Source organism: Kitasatospora sp. NPDC040550 (genome assembly GCF_055594965.1).
Genome location: NZ_JBVIWC010000013.1, coordinates 31,384 through 53,686 on the forward strand (window position 1 = coordinate 31,384; position 22,303 = coordinate 53,686).

Genomic DNA, 22,303 nt, shown 5'->3' on the forward strand with positions numbered 1-22,303 from the left:
ATGAGCAGACGGCTACGAGTGGTCTGGCAGACTTCTCGTCCATGGGGGAACCGACCGAGATCCAGCGAGGCGACGCCCGGCGCGCCGACGCGGCCCACGGTGGCGGTTCCGAGGCGACCGAGGCCACGCCGGCCCGGCTGCCCGAAGGAGCCACCCGTGCCGCCCAGACCCGCACCGCCGCCCTGCGCGGCCGCATCCGGGACCAGCGGCGCTCACCGGCCCGACCGCGGATCTGGTTCGAGCTCGCCCTGATCGGGATCAGCTACTGGCTCTACTCGCTCGTGCGCAACGCCGTCCCGGAGCAGGAGGCGATAGCCCAGAAGCACGCGCGCTGGATCTGGGACCTGGAGAAGGACCTCGGCATCGCGGTCGAGCGCTCGATCAACCACGCCGTGGACGGCGTCGGGTGGCTCATCACCGGGATGAACTACTACTACGCGACCCTGCACTTCATCATCACCATCGGTGTGCTGGTCTGGCTCTACCGCAGCCACCCGGGCCGCTACGTCGCCGCCCGCACGGTGCTGTTCGTCACCACCGGGATCGCCCTGGTCGGCTTCTACTTCTTCCCGCTGGCCCCGCCGCGGCTGATGACCGACGGCGGCTTCATCGACACCGTGCAGGCCCACCACACCTGGGGCTCGTTCGCCTCCGGGCCCGCCGCGCACGTCTCCAACCTGTACGCGGCGATGCCCTCGATGCACATCGGCTGGTCGATGTGGTGCGGCCTGACGATCTTCTTCCTGGCCCGCCGGACCTGGGTCCGGGTGCTCGGACTGATGTACCCGGCGGCCACCCTGGTGGTCATCATCTCGACCGCCAACCACTTCTGGATGGACGCCGTCGGCGGCGAGATCTGCCTGACGGTCGGCTTCCTGGCCGCCCGCTGGCTCTACCACGAGTGGGTCTACAAGCTGCCGCAGGTGCCCGCCCGGGAGCAGGCCGAGGAGCCGGTCACCGTGCCGGAGCAGTGGAGCGAGCCCGCGGTCAGCAGCGCACGGCGCTAGCCGACGGCCGGGGAACGACCGACGCGAGAGGGGCCCCTGATCCAGGGGCCCCTCTCGCGTGCCGGTCAGGCCGACCCGTAGAACAGCCGGTCCACCACCGCCCGGGCCCGCCGGGTGGTGCGCCGGTAGTCGTCCACCAGCTCCCCGCTGTGCCCGGCGCCGTACCCGAGGTAGCGGGCCACCCCGGCCAGCTCCCGGGCCTCCCCGGGGAAGCTGTCCCCCGGCCGCCCGCGCACCAGCATCACCGCGGAGCGCACCCGGGAGGCCAGCACCCACGCCGCCTCCAGCACCTCCGCGTCGGCCGGCTCCACCAGCCCGGCCCCGACCGCCGCCGCCAGGGCGGCCCTGGTCCGGGTGGTCCGCAGGCCCGGCACCTCGTGCCCGTGCTGGAGCTGGAGCAGCTGCACCGTCCACTCCACGTCCGCCAGCCCGCCCCGGCCGATCTTGGTGTGGGTGGTCGGGTCGGCACCGCGCGGCAGCCGCTCGGCCTCGATCCGCGCCTTGATCCGGCGGATCTCCACCAGGTCCCGCTCCGGCACCCCGGTGCCCGGGTAGCGCAGCGGGTCGATCAGCTGCCGGAACCGCGCGCCCAGCTCCTCGTCCCCGGCCACCGGCTCGGCCCGCAGCAGCGCCTGGCTCTCCCAGGCGTGCGACCAGCGCCGGTAGTAGGCCGCGTACGAGGCCAGGGTGCGCACCAGCGGGCCGCTGCGCCCCTCCGGCCGCAGGTCGGCGTCGACCAGCAGCGGCGGCTCGGTGGACGGCGCGGCCAGCAGGGTGCGCAGCTCATTGCAGACCGCCTGGGCGGCCCTGGCCGCGTCCTGCTCCAGCGAGCCGAGCAGCGGCTCGTGGACGAAGAGCACGTCCGCGTCCGAGCCGTAGCCGAGCTCGTGCCCGCCGAAGCGGCCCATCGCGATCACCGCGATCCGGGTCGGCAGGCCCCCGTGCTCGGCCTCCCAGCCGGCCACGCAGGCGCGCAGCGCGCCCTGGAGGGTGGCGGCGTTGAGCGCGGTCAGCGCCTCCCCCGCGACGTCCAGCGCCTCGGCCGGGTCGTCGCCGAGCCGGCCGAGCACGTCCGCGGCGGCCGTCCGGAACAGCTCCCGGCGGCGCACCGAGCGGGCGGCGGCCACGGCGGCGGCGGCGGACCCGGCCCGGCCGACGGCGGCCAGTATCTCCGACTGGAGCGCCGCCCGGCCGCGCGGCACCGGGCCCTGCGGGTCGCCCAGCATGGCCACCGCCTCGGGGGCGCGCAGCAGCAGGTCGGGAGCGAGCCGGCCGGCCGACAGCACCCGGGCGAGCTGCTCGGCTGCGGCGCTCTCGTCCCGCAGCAGCCGCAGGTACCAGGGGGTGCGGCCGAGCGCGTCGGAGACCTGGCGGAAGTTGAGCAGCCCGGCGTCCGGGTCGGCCGACTCGGCGAACCAGCCGAGCAGCACCGGCAGCAGGGTGCGCTGGATCGCGGCCTTGCGGCTGACCCCGGAGGCGAGCGCGCTGATGTGCCGCAGCGCGGCGGCCGGGTCGGTGTAGCCGAGCGCCTCCAGCCGGGCCCGGGCCGCCTCCGGGGTCAACCCGGCCGCGCCGGGCGGCAGTTCGGCGACGGCGTCGAGCAGCGGCCGGTAGAACAGCTTCTCGTGCAGCCGCCGCACCTCGACCGCGTGCCGCTTCCACTCGCGCTGCAGCGCGGCCACCGGGTCGGAGCGGGTGTCGTCGTTGATCAGCGCGGCGAGCGAGCGGGCGAGCCGGCGCTGGTCCTCCTCGGCGGTGGGCATCAGGTGGGTGCGGCGCAGCCGGTGCAGCTGGATGCGGTGCTCCAGCGAGCGCAGGAAGCGGTACGCGGTGTCCAGCGAGGCAGCGTCCGCCCGGCCGACATACCCGCCGCGGGAGAGCGCGGCCAGCGCCTCCAGGGTGTTGCCGCTGCGCAGCGCCGGGTCGGTGCGGCCGTGCACCAGCTGGAGCAGCTGGACGGAGAACTCGACGTCGCGCAGTCCGCCCGGGCCGAGCTTGAGCTGGCGGTCGACCTCGGGGGCCGGGATGGAGTCGATCACCCGGCGGCGCATCTGCTGCACGTCGGTGACGAAGTTCTCCCGGGCGGCGGCCTGCCAGACCATCGGGGCGAGCGCCTCGACGTACGCGGCGCCGAGCTCGGCGTCCCCGGCGACCGGACGGGCCTTGAGCAGGGCCTGGAACTCCCAGGTCTTGGCCCACCGCTGGTAGTAGGCGAGGTGGCTGGCCAGGGTGCGCACCAGGGGGCCGTTGCGGCCCTCCGGGCGCAGGTTGGCGTCCACCGGCCAGATGGTGCCCTCGCCGGTGGTGTCCGAGCAGAGCCGGGTGAGCGCGGCGGCCAGCCGGGTGGCGGCCTTGACGGCCGCGTGCTCGTCCACGCCCTCGCGCGGCTCGGCGACGAAGATGACGTCCACGTCGGAGACGTAGTTGAGTTCGCGGCCGCCGCACTTGCCCATCCCGATCACCGCGAGCCGGCAGGCCGCGGCGGCCTCCGGGTCCTGCTCGGCGGCGAGGTCCAGGGCGGTCTGGAGGGTGGCGCCGGCCAGGTCGGCGAGTTCGGCGGCGGTCTGGGCGAGGTCGGTGGTGCCGGTGAGGTCGCGGGCGGCGATGGCCAGCAGGCAGCGCCGGTAGGCGATCCGCAGGGCGTTCTCCGGGCTGCGGTCGGTGCCCCGGACGCCCTCGGCGAGGGCGCGGCGGAAGTCCGCCGGCCCGGGGTGCATGTCGCGCAGTTCGAAGGTGACCAGCGCGTGCCAGTCGTGCGGGTGCCGGGCGAGGTGGTCGGCGAGCGCGGTGGAGACGCCGAGCACGCCGAGCAGCCGGTCGCGCAGCGGCTTGGAGGTGGTGAGGGTGTCCCGCAGGGTGTGCCGTTCGGCCTCGTCGGCGGCCTCCAGCAGCCGGGCCAGGCCCAGCAGCGCGAGGTCGGGGTCGGCGGTGGCGCCGAGCGCGTCCAGCAGCACCGGGTCGTCGGCCAGGCCCTCCAGCCCGGGGCCGTCCAGCAGGCGCACCGCCTTCGCGGGATCGGTGAACCCGCGCCGGACCAGCCTGATCTCGGGCCGGCTGACCCGGCTCCCGGCCCGCTGTTCCTCCACCGCCATCGGCCCCTCCATCCGTCCGCCCCCGCAGGCAGGTTACGCGCCCCGGCGGCCCCGCGCCGGGCGTGACCGCCGGGTGGACCGCCCCCGTGACGACGGCCCCGCCGCCGCCCGGGCGGGCGGCGGCGGGGCCGGAGGGGTTCGGACCCGCCGCTCAGAGCACCTGCTCAGAGCACCTGGAGGTTCTTGCGCAGCTCGAACGGGGTCACCTCGGAGCGGTATTCCTCCCATTCCTGGCGCTTGTTGCGCAGGAAGAAGTCGAAGACGTGCTCGCCCAGGGTCTCGGCGACCAGCTCGCTGCGCTGCATCAGGTCGATGGCCTCGCCGAGGTTCTGCGGCATCGGCTGGATGCCGAGGGCGCGGCGCTCGGAGTCGGTCAGCGCCCACACGTCGTCGTCGGCGCCGGGCGGGAGCTCGTAGCCCTCCTCGATGCCCTTGAGGCCGGCCGCGAGGGTGACGGCGTAGGCGAGGTACGGGTTGCAGCCGGTGTCCAGGGAGCGGACCTCGATCCGGGTGGAGCCCTGCTTGCCCGGCTTGTACATCGGCACCCGGATCAGCGCCGAGCGGTTGTTGTGGCCCCAGCAGATGTACGAGGGGGCCTCGCCGCCGGCGCCGGCGGTGCGCTGGGAGCCGCCCCAGATCCGCTTGTAGGAGTTCACCCACTGGTTGGTGACGGCGGCCGTCTCGGCGGCGTGCCGCAGCAGGCCGGCGATGAACGAGCGGCCGACCTTGGAGAGCTGGTACTCGGCGCCGGACTCGTGGAAGGCGTTGCGGTCGCCCTCGAACAGCGAGAGGTGGGTGTGCATGCCGCTGCCGGGGTGCTCGGAGAACGGCTTGGGCATGAAGCTCGCGTGCACGCCCTGCTCCAGCGCGACCTCCTTCATGACCAGGCGGAAGGTCATGATGTTGTCGGCGGTGGACAGCGCGTCGGCGTAGCGCAGGTCGATCTCCTGCTGGCCGGGGGCGCCCTCGTGGTGCGAGAACTCGACCGAGATGCCCATCGACTCCAGCATGGTGATGGCCTGTCGGCGGAAGTCGTGGCCCACCCCGCGCGGGGTGTGGTCGAAGTAGCCGGACTGGTCGGCCGGGATCGGCGCGGTGCCGTCGCCGGGCAGGTTCTTCAACAGGAAGAACTCGATCTCGGGGTGGGTGTAGAAGGTGAAGCCCTGGTCGGAGGCCTTCTCCAGGGTGCGCTTGAGCACGAACCTGGGGTCGGCGTAGGAGGGCGAGCCGTCCGGCATCAGGATGTCGCAGAACATCCGCGCGGTGCCCGGGGTCTCCGAGCGCCACGGCAGGATCTGGAAGGTGGTCGGATCCGGCTTGGCGATCATGTCGGATTCGTACACCCGGGCGAATCCCTCGATCGCCGAGCCGTCGAAGCCGATGCCCTCCTCGAAGGCCTGCTCCAACTCGGCCGGCGCCACCGCCACCGACTTGAGGAACCCGAGCACATCGGTGAACCACAGCCGGACGAACCGGATGTCACGCTCCTCGAGCGTCCGAAGCACGAACTGCTGCTGCTTGCCCATGGGGACAGTCTCACCTCTGCTCTTTACGCTCGTGTTACGCCCGGGAGGCCCCCGAAAGACCTCGTCGAGCGATTGCCCCCATCATGGCCGATCCCCGCCCGGCACGGCAGGGCCGACCCCCCTGGGGCTCGTCCTCGCAGGACATTGCGTCAGTTAGACGATTAGACTTCGGAGCATGCCCACTCTCCGTCTCGCCCTGAGCCAGATCGACCCCTGGGTCGGTGACCTCGACCGCAACAGCGATGAGGTGGTGCGCTGGACCAAGCAGGCCGTGGAGGCCGGCGCCCAGCTGGTCGCGTTCCCCGAGATGGCCCTGACCGGCTACCCGGTCGAGGACCTCGCGCTGCGCGGCTCCTTCGTCGAGGCCTCCCGCGGCGCCCTGGTGGAGCTGGCCGCCCGGCTGGCCGACGACGGGCTGGGCGAGGTGCCGGTGGTGGTCGGCTACCTCGGGCGCTCCGACCACGCCTCGCCGCGCTTCGGCCGCCCCGCCGGGTCGCCGCAGAACTGCGCCGCGGTGCTGCACCGGGGCGAGGTGGTGACCCGCTTCGCCAAGCACCACCTGCCCAACTACGGCGTCTTCGACGAGTACCGCTGGTTCGTCCCCGGCGACCAGCTGCCCGTGCTGCGGCTGCACGGGGTGGACGTCGCGCTGGCGATCTGCGAGGACATCTGGCAGGACGGCGGCCGGGTCACCGCCGCCCGCGAGGCCGGGGCCGGCCTGCTGCTGGTCGTCAACGGCTCGCCGTACGAGCGGAACAAGGACGACCAGCGGCTGGAGCTGGTGCAGCGCCGCGCGGCCGAGGCGGGCTGCACCCTGGCGTACGTCAACATGGTCGGCGGCCAGGACGAGCTGGTCTTCGACGGCGACTCGATCGTGGTCGGCGCGGACGGCGAGGTCCTGGCCCGCGCACCGCAGTTCGAGGAGCACCTGGTGCTGCTGGACCTCGACCTGCCGGCCGCCGGCAGCGACCACACCGACGGCCTGCTGCTGAGCGACGGGCTGCACCTGGTCCGCACCGAACTGAGCGACGCGCCGGCCCCGGTGCCGGCCGGCCCGCCCGCCGCCGCCATCGCGCCCCGACTGTCCGACGAGGCCGAGATCTGGGCCGCGCTGGTCTCCGGCACCCGGGCGTACGTGGTCAAGAACGGCTTCCGCTCGGTGCTGATCGGCCTCTCCGGCGGCATCGACTCGGCCCTGGTGGCCGCGATCGCGGTGGACGCGCTCGGCGCCGACCACGTGCACTGCGTCTCGATGCCCAGCCGCTACTCCTCCCAGCACTCCCGGGACGACGCGGCCGAACTGGCCCGCCGCACCGGGCTGCACTTCCGGACCGTCTCCATCGCCCCGATGTTCGACGCCTACCTGGACGCCACCGAGCTGACCGGCCTGGCCGAGGAGAACCTCCAGTCCCGGCTGCGCGGCACCCTGCTGATGGCGATCTCCAACCAGGAGGGGCACATCGTGCTCGCGCCCGGCAACAAGAGCGAGCTGGCGGTCGGCTACTCCACCCTGTACGGCGACTCGGTGGGTGCCTACGGCCCGATCAAGGACGTCTACAAGTCACTGGTCTTCCGCCTCGCCCGCTGGCGCAACGAGGAGGCCGAGCGGCGCGGCGAGGTGCCGCCGATCCCGGAGAACACCATCGTCAAACCGCCGTCCGCCGAGCTGCGGCCGGACCAGGTGGACAGCGACTCGCTGCCCGACTACGACCTGCTGGACAGCGTGCTGGACCGCTACATCGAGGGCGACGAGGGCCGGGACGCGATCGTCGCGGCGGGCTTCGACCCGGCCGTGGTGGACCGGGTGGTCCGGCTGGTCGACACCGCCGAGTACAAGCGGCGCCAGTACCCGCCGGGCCCGAAGATCTCGGTGAAGAACTTCGGCCGGGACCGCCGGCTGCCGATCACCAACCGCTGGCGGCGCGGCTGACCCCCCGAGGGCTCAGCTGTACGTGAAGGCGGCGGCCACCGCGAGGTGGTCGCTGCCGTCCCGGGGCAGGGTGCGGGAGTCCACCGGCCGGAGCCCGCCCTTGCTCATGATCTGGTCGATCCGCGCCATCGGGAACGCCGCGGGCCAGCTGAACCCGAAGCCGTCCCCGGCCGCGCCCTGGGCCGAGCGCATCTGCGAGGTGACCGGCGCCAGGCTGCGGTCGTTCATGGTGCCGTTGAGGTCGCCGAGCAGCAGGACCTTCTTCACCGGCTCGGCCTGCACGGCGTCGCCGAGCGCCTGGGCGCTGATGTCCCGCTGGTGGACGGTGAACCCGCCCTCGGCCTTGAGCCGGACGGACGGCAGGTGGGCGACGTACACCGCGAGCGGGCCCTGCGGGGTGGTCACCTCGGCCCGGAACGCCCTGGTCCAGCCCATCCTCAGGTCCACCGGGGCGACCCCGCCGATCGGGTACTTCGACCAGAGCCCGACCGTCCCCTCCACGGAGTGGTACGGGTACGCCGCGGCGAGCCCGGTCTCGTACTCCCGCAGCTGGCTGCCGGCCAGCTCCTGGAGGGCGACGATCTGGGCGTTCGAGGCCACCAGGCCGCGGATGGTGCCCGGCACGTCGGTGTTGCCCGCGGCGACGTTGTGGCTGACCACCGTCCAGTCGCCCTTGCCGCCGCTCTTGTCGGACAGCAGCCCGCCGAACAGGTTGACCCACAGCACGGCGGGCACCAGCAGGGCGATCAGGGCGGTGGCGGAGCGGCGCAGCAGCGCGGGCACCAGCAGCACCGGGACTGCCAGCCCCACCCAGGGCAGGAAGGTCTCCAGCAGGCTGCCGAGGTTGCCGACGCTGTTCGGCACCTGGGCGTGGAGGCCCAGCAGCACGGCGGTGAGCAGGGCCAGCAGGGCGATCAGCAGTCCGCGCCGCCAGGTGCCGCTGCCGCGGGCGTCCCGGCCCCAGTGCCGCAGGCCGAGGAAGCCGCCGGTACGGCCCACGTCCTCGCCCGCACCGCCACGGGCCGTGGTCCGTTCGGTGCTGTCCGCCTGCGCCATGCCGTGGCTCCCGTCGCTCGTGCCGTCGCCGTCCGTTGTCCGGTCCGTGGGGGTACGGGCGCGGTGCCGGACTGGTGCCGGTTCGATCGGTTACCCGGCTCAGCCTATGCCGGGACAGACGCGCGGCCCCGGGAGCGGGTTCCGGCGTGGCCCGCTTTGGTGAGCCAGGCCACGTCGGACACGAAGGAGTGAAACCTCAGCGGCGCGCGATGCCGTCGAGCACGGAGTCGACCAGCTGGCGGGAGAGGTCCGGGTCCTCCAGGTCGGTGTCGTCCGAGAGGACGCTGCGGTAGAGGATCGGCCCCATCAGCAGGTCGCCGAGCAGTTCCACGTCGAGGTCGTCGCGGATCAGGCCCTCGGCGACGGCCCGCCGGATCGCGAGGATGCCGACCTCGCGGCGCGGCTTGATCACCCGTTCCCGGTAGGCGTTGTGCAGCTCCGGCAGGGCCTGCATCTGGCCGAGCGTCGCCTTGAGCACCCAGCGGGTGCGCTTGGCCAGGCCCCGCCGGCGGATGTAGTCGACCATCGCGATCAGGTCCTCGCGGGCGCCGGCGCCGGTGGGGGCCGGGATCGGCTCCTCCAGCCGGCTGACCAGGTCGACCAGCAGGGCCTCCTTGTTGGGCCAGCGCCGGTAGATGGTCGCCTTGCCGACGCCGGCCGCGGTGGCGATGCCCTCGATGGTGAGTTCGGACAGCGCCTTGCCGTCGGCCATCAGGTCCTCGACGGCGGTGAAGATGGCCTGCTCGGCGGCCTCGCTGCGGGGCCGGCCGCGGCGTACCGCCGCGCAGGACTGCCCGGTGTCGGCGCTCGGCGTGTCCGTCCTCATCCCCGCTGCCTCTCGCTCGCTGGTTCCGGGCGCACGGGCGCCGCGGTGGTCCGCCGGTCCGGGCCGGGGCCCTGCCGGTCGGGGGCACCGACCGGCAGGGCCATTGTCGCTCAGCCGTCCGCAGGTCAGGCGGCCGCGGCCGCCCGGGGCTGGTCCTGCTGCCCGGGAACCTGCCCGCCCGGGCCGCCGGGAACACCCGCGGGGGCGGCGGCGCGGCGCGGGAGCAGGAACCAGGCGACCAGCGCGCCGACCAGCGAGATGCCGACCGAGAGCGAGGCCACCACGTGCATGGCGTGGATGAAGGAGTCGTTCGCCGGACCGATCAGCCCGTCGGCCAGGCCCCCGGGGACGTGGTCGACGAAGGCCCGGGTGGACTCCAGCGACTCGGCGGCCCGGTCCAGGTTGGCCCCGGCCTTGTCCTGCACGGCCTGGGGCAGCTGGTGCAGCGGGCCGGTCATCCCGTCGCGGTAGACGGTGGAGAGCACCGCGCCGAGCACGGCGACCCCGAGCGAGCCGCCGACCTGGCGGAAGGTGTTGTTGACGGCGGAGCCGGCGCCGGCCTTCTCGCGGGGCAGCGAGCCCATGATCGCGACGGTGACCGGCGGCATGACGTGCGCCATGCCGGCGCCCATCACCAGGCCGAGCACGACCAGCACCCAGATCGGGGTCGTCGCGGTGAGCACGGTGTAGCCGACGAAGCCGAGCGCGACCAGCACCATGCCGCCCGCGGCCGTGGCGGCGACCCCGAAGCGGTCGACCACCAGCCGGGCCCGGGGGGCGAACACCAGCTGGGCGGCGGCCAGCGGGAGCATCAGCACGCCGGCCTGGAGGGCGCTGTAGCCGCGCACGCTCTGGGTGTAGAAGACGCCGAAGAAGGAGACGCCCATCAGCGCGAAGAAGATCACCGCGACGACCACCACCGAGGCGCTGAACACCTTGTTGCGGAACCAGGTGACGTCCAGCGCGGGGAACGGCGTACGGCGCTCGAACCAGACGAAGGCGACCAGCGCGAGCACGCCCAGCAGGGTCGGGCCCCAGGCCGCGAACGCGGTGAAGTCGGCCAGCTCGCCGCCCTTGATGATGCCGTAGATCAGCGCGACCAGGCCGATGATCGACAGCAGTACGCCGACCGGGTCCATCCGGCCCGGGTTCGGGTCCTTGGACTCGGGGATCAGGACGGTCATCGCGATCAGCGCGACGATCACGATCGGCACGTTGACCAGGAAGACCGAGCCCCACCAGAAGTGCTCGATTAGCAGGCCGCCGGTGATCGGGCCGATGGCGATGGCCAGGCCGACCGCGCCGGCCCAGATGCCGATCGCCTTGGGCTGCTCGTCCCGCTCGAAGACGTTCATGATGATCGCCAGCGTGGCGGGCATCGCGAGCGCGCCGCCGACGCCCATCAGGGCGCGGTAGCCGATCAGTTCACCGGGCGAGGCGGCCATCGAGGAGAGCAGCGAGGCGATCCCGAAGACCACCATCCCGCCCAGCAGGGCGCGCTTGCGGCCGAAGCGGTCGCCGAGCAGGCCCGAGGTGAAGAGCAGCCCGGCGAACACCAGGGTGTACGAGTTGATCGCCCATTCCAGGTCGCTCTGGGTGGCGCCCAGTCCGACCGGGGCGGGGGTCGCGATGGTCTTCATCGCGACGTTGAGGATCGAGTTGTCGAGCACGACGACGAGCAGGGCGAGCACCAGGGTGCCCAGGATCGCCCAGCGCCGGCGGTGGATGGCTTCCGGCACGCGGGGTGGCGCGGCTGCGGTGGTCATTGGTCTTCCCGTCCGTGTTGGCGTGGCACTGGCGGGCATTTGCGAGTCGCTTGCGTCTCGTAACCCCCTGGACCAGGGTAGCGGCCAATACGATACGAGACGAGTCCGTTTCGTAAAATGGAAGCAAAGCCCGAGGGGTGCGAGGGGCCCGAGGGGCCCGTGTGGCGCGGATCGCACCCCGCCGACCGCACCCCTCTTTGCGCACACGCCGGGGCGTGCAAGCATGGAGGTGATCCGGGGACGCCGTACGGCGCCACGAGACGACAACCCTTCAGGAGCCCGTTCGATGAACGCTTCTTCGCCTTCGCCTGCCCAGAACCAGGCGTCGACCGCCACCCTCTACGGCGGGGTCACCAACCGTCGCGTGACCGTCCGCGACCTCGCCGCCGCCAAGCAGCGCGGCGAGAAGTGGGCGATGCTCACCGCCTACGACGCCCTCACCGCGGGCGTGTTCGACGAGGCCGGGATCCCCGTCCTGCTCGTCGGCGACTCGGCCGGCAACTGCCACCTCGGCTACGAGACCACCGTGCCGGTGACCATGGATCAGATGGTGATGCTCTCCGCCGCCGTCGTCCGCGGCACCCAGCGCGCCATGATCGTCGCCGACCTGCCGTTCGGCTCGTACCAGGAGTCGCCCGCGCAGGCCATGCACAACGCGGCCCGGCTGATGAAGGAGGCCGGGGTCGGCGCGGTCAAGCTGGAGGGCGGCGAGCGCAGCGCCCGCTCCATCGAGCTGCTGGTCGAGGCCGGCATCCCGGTGATGGCCCACATCGGCCTCACCCCGCAGTCGGTGCACGCCTTCGGCGGCTACCCCGTCCAGGGCCGCGGCGACGAGGCGGCCCACCAGCTGCTCCGCGACGCCAAGGCCGTCCAGCAGTCCGGCGCCTTCTCCGTGGTGCTGGAGGCCGTCCCGGCCGAGCTGGCCGCCCAGGTCACCGAGCAGCTGGCGATCCCGACCGTCGGCATCGGCGGCGGCCCGGAGACCGACGCCCAGGTGCTGGTCTGGACCGACATGGCCGGCATGACGGCGGGCCGGGTGCCCAAGTTCGTCAAGAAGTACGCCGACCTGCGCGGCGTCCTCGGCGAGGCCGCCCGCGCCTACGCGGAGGACGTCCGCACCGGGGCCTTCCCCGCCGAGGAGCACAGCTTCCACTGACGGCTCCCCCCGCCCCTGCTCCGAGCCGCTCGGAGCAGGGGCGCTGTCATGCCGGGGAGGGCCGTGACAGCGGGCTGACAGCCCGGGCCGCCGGGCGACAGGGCGCTGACAGCCGGGCCGGACAACCTGGGGGCATGACAGGAATCGCGACCGCCCCGAACACGCGGGGAACAGCCGGGAACGCCGTCGAGGTCCACGGCATCGTCAAGCACTTCGGCACCACCAAGGCCCTCGACGGCGTCGACCTCACCGTCCGCGAAGGCACCGTCCTCGCCCTGCTCGGCCCCAACGGCGCCGGCAAGACCACCCTGGTACGGGTCCTCTCCACGCTGATCAAGCCGGACGCCGGCACCGCGTTCGTCGGCGGCTACGACGTCCTGCGCCAGCCCAAGCAGCTGCGCCGCACCATCGGCCTGACCGGCCAGTACGCCTCCGTGGACGAGCTGCTCTCCGGCTACGAGAACCTCTACCTGATCGGCCGGCTGCTCGACCTCTCCAGCCGGGAGGCCAAGGCCCGGGCCACCGAGCTGCTGGAGCGCTTCTCGCTCACCGAGGCCGCCAAGCGGATCGCCAAGACCTACTCCGGCGGCATGCGCCGCCGCCTCGACCTGGCCGCCAGCATGATGGGCCGCCCCCGGGTGCTCTACCTGGACGAGCCCACCACCGGCCTGGACCCGCGCACCCGCAACGAGGTCTGGGACGAGGTGCAGCGGATGGTCTCCGAGGGCAGCACCGTGCTGCTGACCACCCAGTACATGGAGGAGGCCGAGCAGCTCGCCGACGAGCTGACCGTCATCGACCGGGGCAAGGTGATCGCCGCCGGCGGCGTCGCCGAGCTCAAGGCCAAGGTCGGCGGCCAGATCCTCCAGGTCCGCCCCGCCCACCCGGCCGAACTGCCGGAGCTGGCCCGCTGCCTGCACGAGAACGGCATCACCTCCGCCACCTTCTCCCCCGACGACGGCCTGCTCGCGGTGCCGCTCACCGGCGAGGAGCAGCTCACCACCGTGATCGGGGTGCTCGGCGGCCGCGGCTTCGCGATCGCCGGCATCGACACCAAGGTGCCCAGCCTGGACGAGGTCTTCCTCGCCATCACCGGCAAGCCCGCCGCCGACGCGACCACCGCGCCCGCCGCCGACCTCGTCAAGGAGCCCGTCGCATGACCACCGCCACCCTCACCCCCGCCCCGGTCCGGGACCCGGCGGCCGACGAGACCCGGATCGGCCCGTCCGCCACCCTGCGCCACATCGGCGCGCTGACCCGCCGCAACCTGATGCGGATCAAGGCCGACCCGGAGTCGATGTTCGACGCCGTGCTGATGCCGATCGTCTTCACCGTGCTGTTCGTCTACGTCTTCGGCGGCGCCATGATGGGCGGGGACCAGGACAAGTACAAGCAGTTCATGATCCCGGGACTGCTCGGACAGACCGGCATGACGCTGGCCCTGGCCGTCGGCACCGGGCTGAACACCGACTTCCAGAGCGGGGTGATGGACCGCTTCCGGACCCTGCCGATCGGCCGGGCCGCCGTCCTGCTCTCCAAGATCGTGGCGGAGACGCTGCGGGCCCTGCTCTCCTCCCTGATCCTGCTGACCTTCGCCTTCATCCTCGGCTTCGAGCTCAAGACCGGCGTCCCGGAGCTGCTGGCGGCGGTCGGCCTGTCGCTGGTGTTCGGCATGTCGATCGTCTGGATCTCGATGCTGCTGGGCATGTCGATGAAGAGCGCCCAGGCCGTCCAGGGCGTCTCCATGCTGGTCCTGATGCCGATGCAGTTCGGCAGCTCGATCTTCGCGCCGACCAGCACCATGCCGGGCTGGCTCCAGGCCTTCACCAAGGTCAACCCGCTGTCCGCGCTGGCCGACGCCTCCCGCGCGCTGCTCAACGGCGAGGGGGCGGTGGCCCATCCGGTGATGGTCGTGCTGATCTGGTCCGCCGCCTCGACCGCGATCTTCGCCCCGCTCGCGGTGGCCCGCTTCCGCAAGCGGACCTGAGCGAGCCGGGGACGAGGGCCGGGCGGCGACCGTGGACAGGAAACCGCCCGGTACGAACGGACGGTCGGCCGGTGACCAGGGGACGGGCACCGGCCGGCCGACCGCTCAGCCGATCAGCTCCTCCAGCAGCGCCTGGGTCTGCTGCTGCGTCATCCCGCTGCCGCCGGCGTGCGCCGCCTCGAACCCGGCGTCGCCCAGCAGCCCCCGCATCGCGACCGCCGTCCGCTCGCGCTCCACGCGGTCCAGGAAGCCACCCTTCGGGCCGTTCAGCTGCTTGTGCGCACCGATCAGCACCGCTGCCTGCCGGGCCCGCTCCAGGTCGCCGTCCCGCTCCGCGAAGGCCGCCAGCACCCCGACCACGGCCGGCACCACCATGATCGTCATCTGTTCGGCGAAACCGCTCGCGGCCGTCACCGAGAGCAGCAGCCGACGGCCGTCACGCAGCTGGGCGTACCCGTCCTCCGGATCGCCGGCCCGGGCCGTGAGCCAGCCCCGGGAGCACCGCAGCAGCCCGCCGACGACGCCGGGGACGAACCCGCCCGCACTGATCCCGTCGAGGTGCGACAGCGCCGCCTTGGCCTCCTCGAACTCGCCGCGATGGGCGTGCAGGGCGCAGAGCGTCAGGTGGCCGAACAGCAGGGCGCCGGTGGTGGACTGGTTGAGGCCGGTGCCCTCGATGGCGGCCAACGCCTCCCGGATCAGCCGCTCGCCGCGCTCCAGGTCGTGCTCCAGCACGGCGCTGCCGAGGTTCACCTGCAGCATGGGCACCTCGTGCGGCGCGCCCAGCTGCTCGGCCAGCGCGATCGCCCGCTCGTACGCGGCGGCCGCGCCCACGGCGTCACCCCGGTTCGCCAGCGACTCACCGCGGGCCGACAGCGCCTGGGACACCCCCCAGAGGTCGCCCGCCTCCTCGAACAGCTCCAGGGAGCGCAGGCCGTCCCGGATGCTCTGCTCCTCGCCCTCCGGCCAGTCGTTCAGCATCCTGGCCCGGACCTGCAGGGCGAACGCCAGGTCGCTCGGATCGCCGTGCCGCTCGCAGCCGCGGACCGCGTCGTCCATCAGCTGCTTCATCAGCTCCAGGCGGCCGGCCAGGAAGGCGCCGAACACCCGCATCAGCGCCGGGAAGCGGTAGCCCTGCGGCAGCTCCGGGGTGTAGCTGTCCAGCAGCTGCTCCGCGATCCTGACCGCGTCCTTGTCGCCGAGCACGTCGAGGTTCCCCTCGAACATCCCGATCAGCCGGTACATCGCGGCCAGTCGGCGGGCCTCCTCGATCACCCCTGGAGGCATCGGGACGCCGTACTCGAGCACGTTGCGCTCCAGCGGCACCGGCGGCGGGGCGTCCGGGGCGAACGGGTCCGGGCCGAGCGCGGCGATCGCGGTGTACCAGCCGCGGGCCTCCATGCTGTAGCCGCGCAGCGACCAGTACCAGCCCATGCCGACGCCGAGGGCCAGCGCCTGCTCCTCGTCCGCGAGGTCGATCGCCCGGCGCAGCGCGGCCCGGATGTTGTCCTGCTCGCGCTCCAGCACGTTCAGCCAGTGCAGCTGCTGCGGGCCGTGGACGTTCAGGTCGGCGGTGGCGACCAGCGCCCGGAAGTGCGCCAGGTGGCGGGCGCCGGTGGCGTCGCGGTCGGCGGCGGACGCGGCCAGGCGCTCGGTGGCGTACTCGTGGATGGTCTCCAGCATCCGGTAGCGCGGCTGGACGCCGTCGTCGGCCAGGTCCGCCACCAGCAGGGACTTGTCGACCAGGGAGAGCAGCAGGTCGGCGACCTCCGGGCCGACCACCTCGGTGCCGTCGGCACAGACCGCCTCGGCGTCCTCCAGCTGCCAGCCGCCGGCGAACACCGAGAGCCGGCGCAGCACCGCCCGTTCCCGCTTGCCCAGCAGGTCCCAGCTCCAGTCGACCACCGCGCGCAGGGTCTGCTGGCGCGGCAGCAGGGTGCGGCTGCCGGCGGTGAGCAGGGCGAAGCGGCCGTCCAGCCGGTCGGCGATCTGGCGGGCCGTCATCACCCGCAGCCGGGCGGCGGCGAGTTCGATGGCCAGCGGCAGGCCGTCCAGGCGGCGGCAGATCTCGGCGCAGGCCTCCGGGTCGCTCTGCGGGTCGAAACCGGGGCGGGCGGCGGCGGCCCGCTCGGTGAGCAGCCGCAGCGCCACCGGGTCCGGCAGCGGCTCGACCGGCAGGGCCGTCTCGCCGGGCACGCCGAGCGGCTCCCGGCTGGTGGCGAGCACGGTGAGCCCCGGGCACTCGGCGAGCAGGGTGTCGACCAGGTCGGCGGCGGCCTGGATCAGGTGCTCGCAGTTGTCCAGGACGAGCAGCATCCGGCGGGGCCCGCAGTGCTCGACCAGTCGGCGGATGGGATCCTCGGCGCGCTTCTCCATCACCTCGGCGACCATGCCGGCGCTGTGCAGCACGATCTCGCGCAGGCCGAGTGCGGAGACCACGGCGGCCGGGACGGCCTCCGGGCTCTCCAGCGGGGCGAGTTCGGCCAGCCAGACGCCGTCCGGCCACTGCCCGGCGGACTGCTCGGCGCGACCGGCCTCGACCGACAGCCGGGTCTTGCCGGAGCCGCCCGGGCCGGTCAGGGTCACCAGTCGATGCGTCGTCACCAGGCCGCGCAGGGCGGTGAGATCGCCCTCGCGGCCGACGAAGCTGGTCAGTCGGCCGCGCAGGTTCCCGGTGGCGCGCGGGAGTTGGGGCGCCGGGGCGGGGGACTGCGGGGCGGGGGGCTGCGGCTCCTGCGGTCGGGCCGGGGACGCGGTCGTGGGTGCGGTCGTGGGCGCGGTCGTGGGCGCGGCCGCGGGTACCAACGCGGCCGGGGCCGGGGCCGGCTCGGCCGAGCTGAGCAACTCGGCGTAGCAGTCCTGGAGTTGACGGCCGGGGTCGACGCCCAGCTCGTCCGCCAGGGCCCGCCGGGTGCGCTCGTAGTGGCGCAGCGCCTCGGCGGTGCGGCCGCTCCCGTGCAGCGCCCGCAGCATCAGCAGTTGCAGGGGCTCGTCCAGCGGCTGCCGTTCGCACAGCTCGGCCAGTTCGGCGACCAGCTCGGAAGCCCGGCCGAGGCCGAGGTCCGCGGTTATCCGGTGCCGGCGGGCCTCGTCGCGCTGGGCCTCCAGCCGGGCGGCCGCGGCGGCGCGGTCGGGCAGGTCGGCCAGGGCGGGACCGCGCCACAGCGCCAGGGCGGCGCGCAGCCGCTCGGCGGCCAGGGCGCTGTCACCGGCGTCGAGCGCGTTCCGGCCCTCGGTGCTCAGCCGCTGGAAGTCGGCGAGGTCGGTGGCCGGGTCGGCCAGCCAGTACCCGGCCGGCCCGGAGCCGACCCGCTCCCGGCCGATGGTGCGGCGCAGCCGGCCGACCAGGGTCTGCAGGGCCGCGGCGGAGTCCTGCGGTGGTTCGGCGTCCCACACCTCGTCCACCAGCAGGTCGGCCGGGACCGGCCGGCCCTGCCGCAGGGCCAGCGCGGTGAGCAGCGCCCGCAGCCTGGCCCCGCCGAGCGGGACCGGCGTGCCGTCGTCGTGGTGGGCCGTGGTGGTACCGAGGATGCCGTAGTGCACCGGACCATTCTGGTCGATGGACGGCGGCCCGGCCGCACAATTGTGCCGGCCCCTCCCCCGCCCCCCGGGGCGCATCGGAACCAGGCACCTCCCCTCGGACGTTCACCCTGGGCCGCTTGTCCGGCCACCGGCCCGCCCGGCATGATCGGGTCCAGCCGGTATCCGCCATCCCTCTGCCCACGGAGCACCCACAGATGACCTTCGCCGCCACGCCGCGCTCCCGCAGCGAGGACCGCCGGATCAGCCCGGTGTTCTGGGTGCTCCTCGCCACCCTGGGCACCTCCGCCTGGGCGGTGTACTCCGGCTACGGCAACGCCTCGTTCGGGGTGTTCCTGTTCGTGATCTCGGGCTGGATGGTCTCGCTCTGCCTGCACGAGTACGCCCACGCCCGCACCGCCCTGCACGGCGGCGACATCACCGTCGGCGCCAAGGGCTACCTCACGCTCAACCCGTTGAAGTACGCCAACGTGCTGCTCAGCTTCGTGCTGCCGATCGTCTTCATGATCCTCGGCGGCATCGGCCTGCCCGGCGGCTCGGTCTGGATCGAGCGCAGCCGGATCCAGGGCCGGCTCAAGCACAGCCTGATCTCGGCGGCCGGGCCGCTGGTGAACGTGGTGATCGGGGCGACCCTGCTGATCCCGATCGGCGCGGGCTGGCTGGACGACCCGACGGTGCACGCGGTCTGGAACGGCTACGAACTGCCCTACTCGCCGTTCGCCGGCGCCCTGGGCTTCCTGGGCTTCCTCCAGCTCAGCGCGGCGGTGCTGAACCTGCTGCCGATTCCCGGCCTGGACGGCTACGGGATCGTCGAGCCGTGGCTCTCGTACAAGACCCGGCGCGCGGTGGAGCCGTTCGCGCCGTACGGGTTGCTCGCGGTGTTCGCGTTGCTGTGGCAGCCCGAGGTGAACTCGTTCTTCTTCGGCATCGTCCACGGCCTGATGAACCTCTTCGGCGTGGACCAGGACTACCCGACGCTCGGCCGGTACCTGTTCAGTTTCTGGAAGAACTAACCCTGCTCGGCGGCGGCCGCCGCCTCGGCGATCTTCGCCTTGCGCCGGTTCAGCCAGAGCACGTTGCTCGCCACACCGGCCAGCGGGAGCCAGATCAGCCCGATCCAGAAGCCCTCGACCATCGAGACCACGGCGGCCGCCAGCGCGAGGACGACGACGAGCAGGGCGAAGAGGGACGTGCGAGGCATGGCGCGGAGCTCCTAGGACCGGGTGCGGACGGCCGGGGTCGGCCGCCACCCATTGTCGCCGACCTCACCCCCGGACCGGGTCCAGGGGTGAGGTCGACACGAACCTCCGACTGCTACACGTCGGTGATCCGCAGGCCCGCGTGGGCCTTGTAGCGGCGGTTGACCGAGATCAGGTTCGCCACCAGCGCCTCCACCTGGTGGGCGTTGCGCAGCCGGCCCGCGAAGATGCCGCGCATGCCGGGGATCCGGCCCGCCAGGGCCTGCACGACGTCGGTGGCCGCCCGCTCGTCGCCCAGCACCATGACGTCGGTGTCGATCCGCTCCACCGACTCGTCCTGGAGCAGCACCGCCGAGAGGTGGTGGAAGGCGGCGGTGACCCGGGAGTCCGGCAGCAGGGCGGCGGCCTGCTGGGCGGCGCTGCCCTCCTCCGGCTTGAGCGCGTAGGCGCCCTGCTTGTCGAAGCCGAGCGGGTTGACGCAGTCGACGACGATCTTTCCGGCGAGTTCCTCGCGCAGCGCGGTCAGGGTGGCGGCGTGGCCGTCCCACGGGACCGCGATGATCACCACGTCGCTCTCCCGGGCGACGGTGGCGTTGTCGGCACCGCGCACGCCGGCGCCCAGCTCGGCGGCCGAGGCCTCGGCCCGGGCGGCGTCGCGGGAACCGATGATCACCTGCTGGCCGGCCTTGGCCAGTCGCAGGGCCAGGCCGCGCCCCTGGTCGCCGGTGCCACCGAGGACACCGACCACCAACTGCGAGACGTCCGGCAGCTCGTGGGCCGGGTTTGTCGCTGAATCGAGGGAAGTCATGGGCCGATCTTCCCAAACCGCGGGCCCGGCGCGACATCCTGGCCCGCATGGACGCAGTGAGAGTTTCGGCACTTCGTGAACGACTCACGGGCACCGGCTGGTTGGAGGCGGTCGGCGGCTTCGCCGGCGCGCTGCGACGCTCGGTGGACCGGCGCGGGGCCGGCGAGCTGCTGCTGGTCGGCACCGAGGCCTACGAGCCCTGGCACCTGGCCGCCCACCTGGAGGACGAGGCCGCCTGGTCGGCCGTCCCCCGGCTGGCGCCCACCCTGCTGCGGCACGCACCGCCCGCCGCCGCCCCGGCCCATCTGGCGCACGGCCTGCGGCGGCTCACCGAGGCCGGGCGCGGCGCCACGGTACTGGTGGTGGCCCCCGGCGCGGCCGGTGCCCCGCTGCTGGAGCGGGTGCGGGACGCCCGCCGGCACGGCGCGACCGTCCTGGCCCTGGACGGCGCCGACCCCACCCGCCGGGGCGACCTCACCGACCCCGCCGGTCTCGCCGGTTCCACCGCCCCCGCCGGTTCCACCACCCCTGTCGGTCTCGCCGACCTCGCGGGTCTCGCGCACGAGCGGCTCGCCGTCGGCACCGCCGCCGAGGAGCCCTTCGACCTGGCGCAGCACCTGGTCAGCGCCGCCGCCGGACAGCCGGTCGGCCGCCGCTCCGCCCTGGACCGACTGGCCGACCTCGCCGGCCGGCTCACCTCACCGCCCGCGTTCACGCGCTGGTGATAAATCCGTTGCGGTCCGGGAACCGGCCGTCCCAGGATGGTCGTTCGTGAACGACGACGAACCACCGCCCACCGGTCGGGCGCGCACCCTGCTGCGCTCGCTGGCGCCCGACCTGTCCCCCTGGCGCGCCTCGCGGGACTTCCGCTACCTGTGGACGAGCGGCTGCATCACCAGCTTCGGCAGCTTCCTGACGTACGTCGCCGTTCCGATGCAGATCAAGGAACTCACCGACTCCTCCTTCGCGGTGGGCCTGATCGGCGCCGTCGAACTCGTTCCGCTGATCGTCTTCGGCCTCTGGGGCGGCGCCCTCGCCGACGCCCTGGACCGCCGCAAACTGGTGCTGCGCTCCGAGGCCGCGCTCGGGCTGCTCGCCGGGCTGCTGCTGCTCAACGCCCTGCTGCCGCACCCGCTGCTGTGGCCGATCTACCTGGTCGCCGCCCTGGTCGCGGCCTGCGACGGGCTCCAGCGCCCGGCGCTGGACTCGCTGCTGCCGCGGGTCGTCGCGCACCAGCACCTGTCGGCCGCCTTCGCCCTCAAATCGCTGTACCACAACGTCGCTTCGGTGGCCGGTCCGGCGCTGGCCGGGATCGTGGTGGCGGTGTCCGGGGTGCAGACCGCGTACGCGCTGGACGTGCTGACCTTCGTGGGCTCGCTGCTGCTGCTCGTCCGGATCAGGGCGGTGCCACCGGCCACCGGCGCCGAGCGCCCGTCGATCCGGGCGGTGCTCACCGGTGTGCGGTACGCGTGGAGCCGCAAGGACCTGCTCGGCACCTACGCGATCGACCTGTGCGCCATGCTGTTCGCCTTCCCGGTGGCCGTCTTCCCCTTCCTGGCCTCGGACTTGGGCGCGGACTGGGCGCTCGGCCCGATGTACGCCGCCGCCGCCGTCGGCGGCCTGCTGGTCGGCGCGACCAGCGGCTGGACGTCCCGGGTCCACCGGCACGGACGGCTGCTGGTGGCCGCCGCGGTCGGCTGGGGCGCGGCCATGACGCTGGCCGGACTGTCCGGCAGCGTCTGGGTGGTGCTGCTCGGGCTGGCCCTGGCCGGTGGCGCGGACGAGATCAGCGGGATCGCCCGCTCCACCATGTGGAACCAGTCCATCCCGGACGAGGTGCGCGGCCGGATGGCCGGCGTCGAGCTGCTCAGCTATTCCGTCGGGCCCCAGCTCGGCCAGGTCCGGGCCGGCACCATGGCCGGCCTGATCGGCGTCCGCGCCGCCGTCTGGACCGGGGGCCTGGCCTGCGTCGCCGCCGTCCTCGCCCTCGCCGCCGCCCTCCCCCGCCTGCTCGCCTACGACGACCGCACCGACCCGCACACCGCCGCCGTCCGCGCCGCACACGAACGCGCCGCCCGCGAGACCCCCGCCCCGGCCTGACCACCCCGGGGCGGCCGGGCTACTGCGCCCCGTCGTCCTTGGGGCGGTCGCTCCAGCGCGGGTCGTTCTGCCACTCGCGGTTGCGTTCGTCCGCGGTGTCCAGGGCGTGGGCGGCCTCCTCGCGGCTGGCGTAGGGGCCGAGGCGGTCCTTGGCGGGGCACTCCGGGCCCTCCTCGACCTTGGCGTGCTTGATGCAGTAGAACCACTCGCCGGGTTGGCCGGTCGGCTTGCGGTGGAATCCGAGGGGCATGGCGTTCTCCCGTCCAGACGTTGGGGTCGGTACCGATCATTCCCCGGGCGGGGCCGCCGT

The 22,303-nt window shown here is 73.5% G+C and carries 17 protein-coding genes; 8 read left to right on the forward strand and 9 right to left on the reverse strand.

The features are described from left to right. Positions 1-41 precede the first annotated feature (41 nt). Positions 42-1,007: a phosphatase PAP2 family protein gene (locus tag ACZ58X_RS20245; protein WP_470334995.1), complete on the forward strand. Its 966-nt coding sequence runs from the start codon at positions 42-44 to the stop codon at positions 1,005-1,007. Between the two features lie 65 nt (positions 1,008-1,072). On the opposite strand, the gene ACZ58X_RS20250 is transcribed toward ACZ58X_RS20245, so the two are convergent. Next, complete coding sequence (locus tag ACZ58X_RS20250) at positions 1,073-4,099, reverse strand: bifunctional [glutamine synthetase] adenylyltransferase/[glutamine synthetase]-adenylyl-L-tyrosine phosphorylase (RefSeq protein ID WP_470334996.1); 3,027 nt, start codon at positions 4,097-4,099, stop codon at positions 1,073-1,075. Between the two features lie 164 nt (positions 4,100-4,263). Further along, entirely contained in the window at positions 4,264-5,625 is a 1,362-nt protein-coding gene (gene glnA, locus ACZ58X_RS20255; RefSeq protein ID WP_375892633.1) for a type I glutamate--ammonia ligase, read from the reverse strand. Positions 5,626-5,800: 175 nt separating this feature from the next. Between glnA and ACZ58X_RS20260 the strand changes: the two genes are divergently transcribed. After that, the gene (locus ACZ58X_RS20260; protein WP_470334997.1) at positions 5,801-7,555 is read left to right on the forward strand and encodes an NAD+ synthase; all 1,755 of its coding nucleotides are present in this window, start codon (positions 5,801-5,803) and stop codon (positions 7,553-7,555) included. Between the two features lie 12 nt (positions 7,556-7,567). Here the strand turns inward: ACZ58X_RS20260 and ACZ58X_RS20265 are convergent, their stop codons facing one another. The 3 genes from ACZ58X_RS20265 to ACZ58X_RS20275 all read right to left on the reverse strand — a co-directional run bounded on the left by ACZ58X_RS20265 (position 7,568) and on the right by ACZ58X_RS20275 (position 11,203). Further along, positions 7,568-8,611: an endonuclease/exonuclease/phosphatase family protein gene (locus ACZ58X_RS20265; RefSeq protein WP_470334998.1), complete on the reverse strand. Its 1,044-nt coding sequence runs from the start codon at positions 8,609-8,611 to the stop codon at positions 7,568-7,570. A gap of 196 nt (positions 8,612-8,807) precedes the next feature. Further along, positions 8,808-9,437 (reverse strand): TetR/AcrR family transcriptional regulator, encoded by a 630-nt coding sequence (locus ACZ58X_RS20270; protein ID WP_470334999.1) that lies wholly within the window; start codon positions 9,435-9,437, stop codon positions 8,808-8,810. Positions 9,438-9,562: 125 nt separating this feature from the next. Further along, positions 9,563-11,203 carry an MFS transporter gene (locus tag ACZ58X_RS20275; protein ID WP_470335000.1) on the reverse strand — a complete coding sequence of 547 codons (1,641 nt, stop codon included), beginning with the start codon at positions 11,201-11,203 and terminating at the stop codon, positions 9,563-9,565. 286 nt (positions 11,204-11,489) lie between these two features. Here ACZ58X_RS20275 and panB point away from each other — a divergent pair, with 286 nt between their 5' ends. From panB to ACZ58X_RS20290, 3 genes are all read left to right on the forward strand, one after another. After that, the gene (gene panB / locus ACZ58X_RS20280) at positions 11,490-12,359 is read left to right on the forward strand and encodes a 3-methyl-2-oxobutanoate hydroxymethyltransferase (RefSeq protein WP_470335001.1); all 870 of its coding nucleotides are present in this window, start codon (positions 11,490-11,492) and stop codon (positions 12,357-12,359) included. Positions 12,360-12,493: 134 nt separating this feature from the next. Next, entirely contained in the window at positions 12,494-13,519 is a 1,026-nt protein-coding gene (locus tag ACZ58X_RS20285; protein WP_470335002.1) for an ATP-binding cassette domain-containing protein, read from the forward strand. Further along, entirely contained in the window at positions 13,516-14,346 is an 831-nt protein-coding gene (locus ACZ58X_RS20290) for an ABC transporter permease (RefSeq protein ID WP_470335003.1), read from the forward strand. Before ACZ58X_RS20285 ends, ACZ58X_RS20290 begins: the two co-directional genes overlap by 4 nt. 105 nt (positions 14,347-14,451) lie before the next feature. Here the strand turns inward: ACZ58X_RS20290 and ACZ58X_RS20295 are convergent, their stop codons facing one another. After that, on the reverse strand, positions 14,452-17,889 hold the full coding sequence (locus ACZ58X_RS20295) for an AfsR/SARP family transcriptional regulator (RefSeq protein WP_470335004.1): 3,438 nt from the start codon (positions 17,887-17,889) through the stop codon (positions 14,452-14,454). A 194-nt stretch (positions 17,890-18,083) separates the two neighbouring features. On the opposite strand from ACZ58X_RS20295, the gene ACZ58X_RS20300 reads away from it, so the two are divergent. After that, a complete protein-coding gene (locus tag ACZ58X_RS20300) occupies positions 18,084-18,899 on the forward strand; it encodes a site-2 protease family protein (RefSeq protein WP_470335005.1) in 816 nt (271 codons plus the stop codon). Here the strand turns inward: ACZ58X_RS20300 and ACZ58X_RS20305 are convergent. Further along, positions 18,896-19,087 (reverse strand): hypothetical protein, encoded by a 192-nt coding sequence (locus ACZ58X_RS20305; protein WP_470335006.1) that lies wholly within the window; start codon positions 19,085-19,087, stop codon positions 18,896-18,898. The two genes, ACZ58X_RS20300 and ACZ58X_RS20305, sit on opposite strands and share 4 nt — an antisense overlap. 113 nt (positions 19,088-19,200) lie before the next feature. Further along, positions 19,201-19,893: an NADPH-dependent F420 reductase gene (gene npdG / locus ACZ58X_RS20310; protein ID WP_470335007.1), complete on the reverse strand. Its 693-nt coding sequence runs from the start codon at positions 19,891-19,893 to the stop codon at positions 19,201-19,203. A 47-nt stretch (positions 19,894-19,940) separates the two neighbouring features. Between npdG and ACZ58X_RS20315 the strand changes: the two genes are divergently transcribed. Together ACZ58X_RS20315 and ACZ58X_RS20320 are read left to right on the forward strand one after the other, a co-directional pair. Then, on the forward strand, positions 19,941-20,618 hold the full coding sequence (locus ACZ58X_RS20315) for a hypothetical protein (RefSeq protein WP_470335008.1): 678 nt from the start codon (positions 19,941-19,943) through the stop codon (positions 20,616-20,618). Positions 20,619-20,664: 46 nt separating this feature from the next. After that, the gene (locus tag ACZ58X_RS20320) at positions 20,665-21,993 is read left to right on the forward strand and encodes an MFS transporter (protein ID WP_470335009.1); all 1,329 of its coding nucleotides are present in this window, start codon (positions 20,665-20,667) and stop codon (positions 21,991-21,993) included. A 19-nt stretch (positions 21,994-22,012) separates the two neighbouring features. On the opposite strand, the gene ACZ58X_RS20325 is transcribed toward ACZ58X_RS20320, so the two are convergent. Next, positions 22,013-22,243: a hypothetical protein gene (locus ACZ58X_RS20325; protein WP_470335010.1), complete on the reverse strand. Its 231-nt coding sequence runs from the start codon at positions 22,241-22,243 to the stop codon at positions 22,013-22,015. Between the last annotated feature and the right edge of the window lie 60 nt (positions 22,244-22,303).

What these genes read in the sequence shown, in the direction of transcription:
- ACZ58X_RS20245 (WP_470334995.1), top strand. Translation starts at nt 42, where the DNA reads ATGGGGGAACCGACCGAGATCCAGCGAGGCGACGCCCGGCGCGCCGAC.
- ACZ58X_RS20250 (WP_470334996.1), bottom strand. Translation starts at nt 4,099, where the DNA reads ATGGCGGTGGAGGAACAGCGGGCCGGGAGCCGGGTCAGCCGGCCCGAG.
- glnA (WP_375892633.1), bottom strand. Translation starts at nt 5,625, where the DNA reads ATGGGCAAGCAGCAGCAGTTCGTGCTTCGGACGCTCGAGGAGCGTGAC.
- ACZ58X_RS20260 (WP_470334997.1), top strand. Translation starts at nt 5,801, where the DNA reads ATGCCCACTCTCCGTCTCGCCCTGAGCCAGATCGACCCCTGGGTCGGT.
- ACZ58X_RS20265 (WP_470334998.1), bottom strand. Translation starts at nt 8,611, where the DNA reads ATGGCGCAGGCGGACAGCACCGAACGGACCACGGCCCGTGGCGGTGCG.
- ACZ58X_RS20270 (WP_470334999.1), bottom strand. Translation starts at nt 9,437, where the DNA reads ATGAGGACGGACACGCCGAGCGCCGACACCGGGCAGTCCTGCGCGGCG.
- ACZ58X_RS20275 (WP_470335000.1), bottom strand. Translation starts at nt 11,203, where the DNA reads ATGACCACCGCAGCCGCGCCACCCCGCGTGCCGGAAGCCATCCACCGC.
- panB (WP_470335001.1), top strand. Translation starts at nt 11,490, where the DNA reads ATGAACGCTTCTTCGCCTTCGCCTGCCCAGAACCAGGCGTCGACCGCC.
- ACZ58X_RS20285 (WP_470335002.1), top strand. Translation starts at nt 12,494, where the DNA reads ATGACAGGAATCGCGACCGCCCCGAACACGCGGGGAACAGCCGGGAAC.
- ACZ58X_RS20290 (WP_470335003.1), top strand. Translation starts at nt 13,516, where the DNA reads ATGACCACCGCCACCCTCACCCCCGCCCCGGTCCGGGACCCGGCGGCC.
- ACZ58X_RS20300 (WP_470335005.1), top strand. Translation starts at nt 18,084, where the DNA reads ATGACCTTCGCCGCCACGCCGCGCTCCCGCAGCGAGGACCGCCGGATC.
- ACZ58X_RS20305 (WP_470335006.1), bottom strand. Translation starts at nt 19,087, where the DNA reads ATGCCTCGCACGTCCCTCTTCGCCCTGCTCGTCGTCGTCCTCGCGCTG.
- npdG (WP_470335007.1), bottom strand. Translation starts at nt 19,893, where the DNA reads ATGACTTCCCTCGATTCAGCGACAAACCCGGCCCACGAGCTGCCGGAC.
- ACZ58X_RS20315 (WP_470335008.1), top strand. Translation starts at nt 19,941, where the DNA reads ATGGACGCAGTGAGAGTTTCGGCACTTCGTGAACGACTCACGGGCACC.
- ACZ58X_RS20325 (WP_470335010.1), bottom strand. Translation starts at nt 22,243, where the DNA reads ATGCCCCTCGGATTCCACCGCAAGCCGACCGGCCAACCCGGCGAGTGG.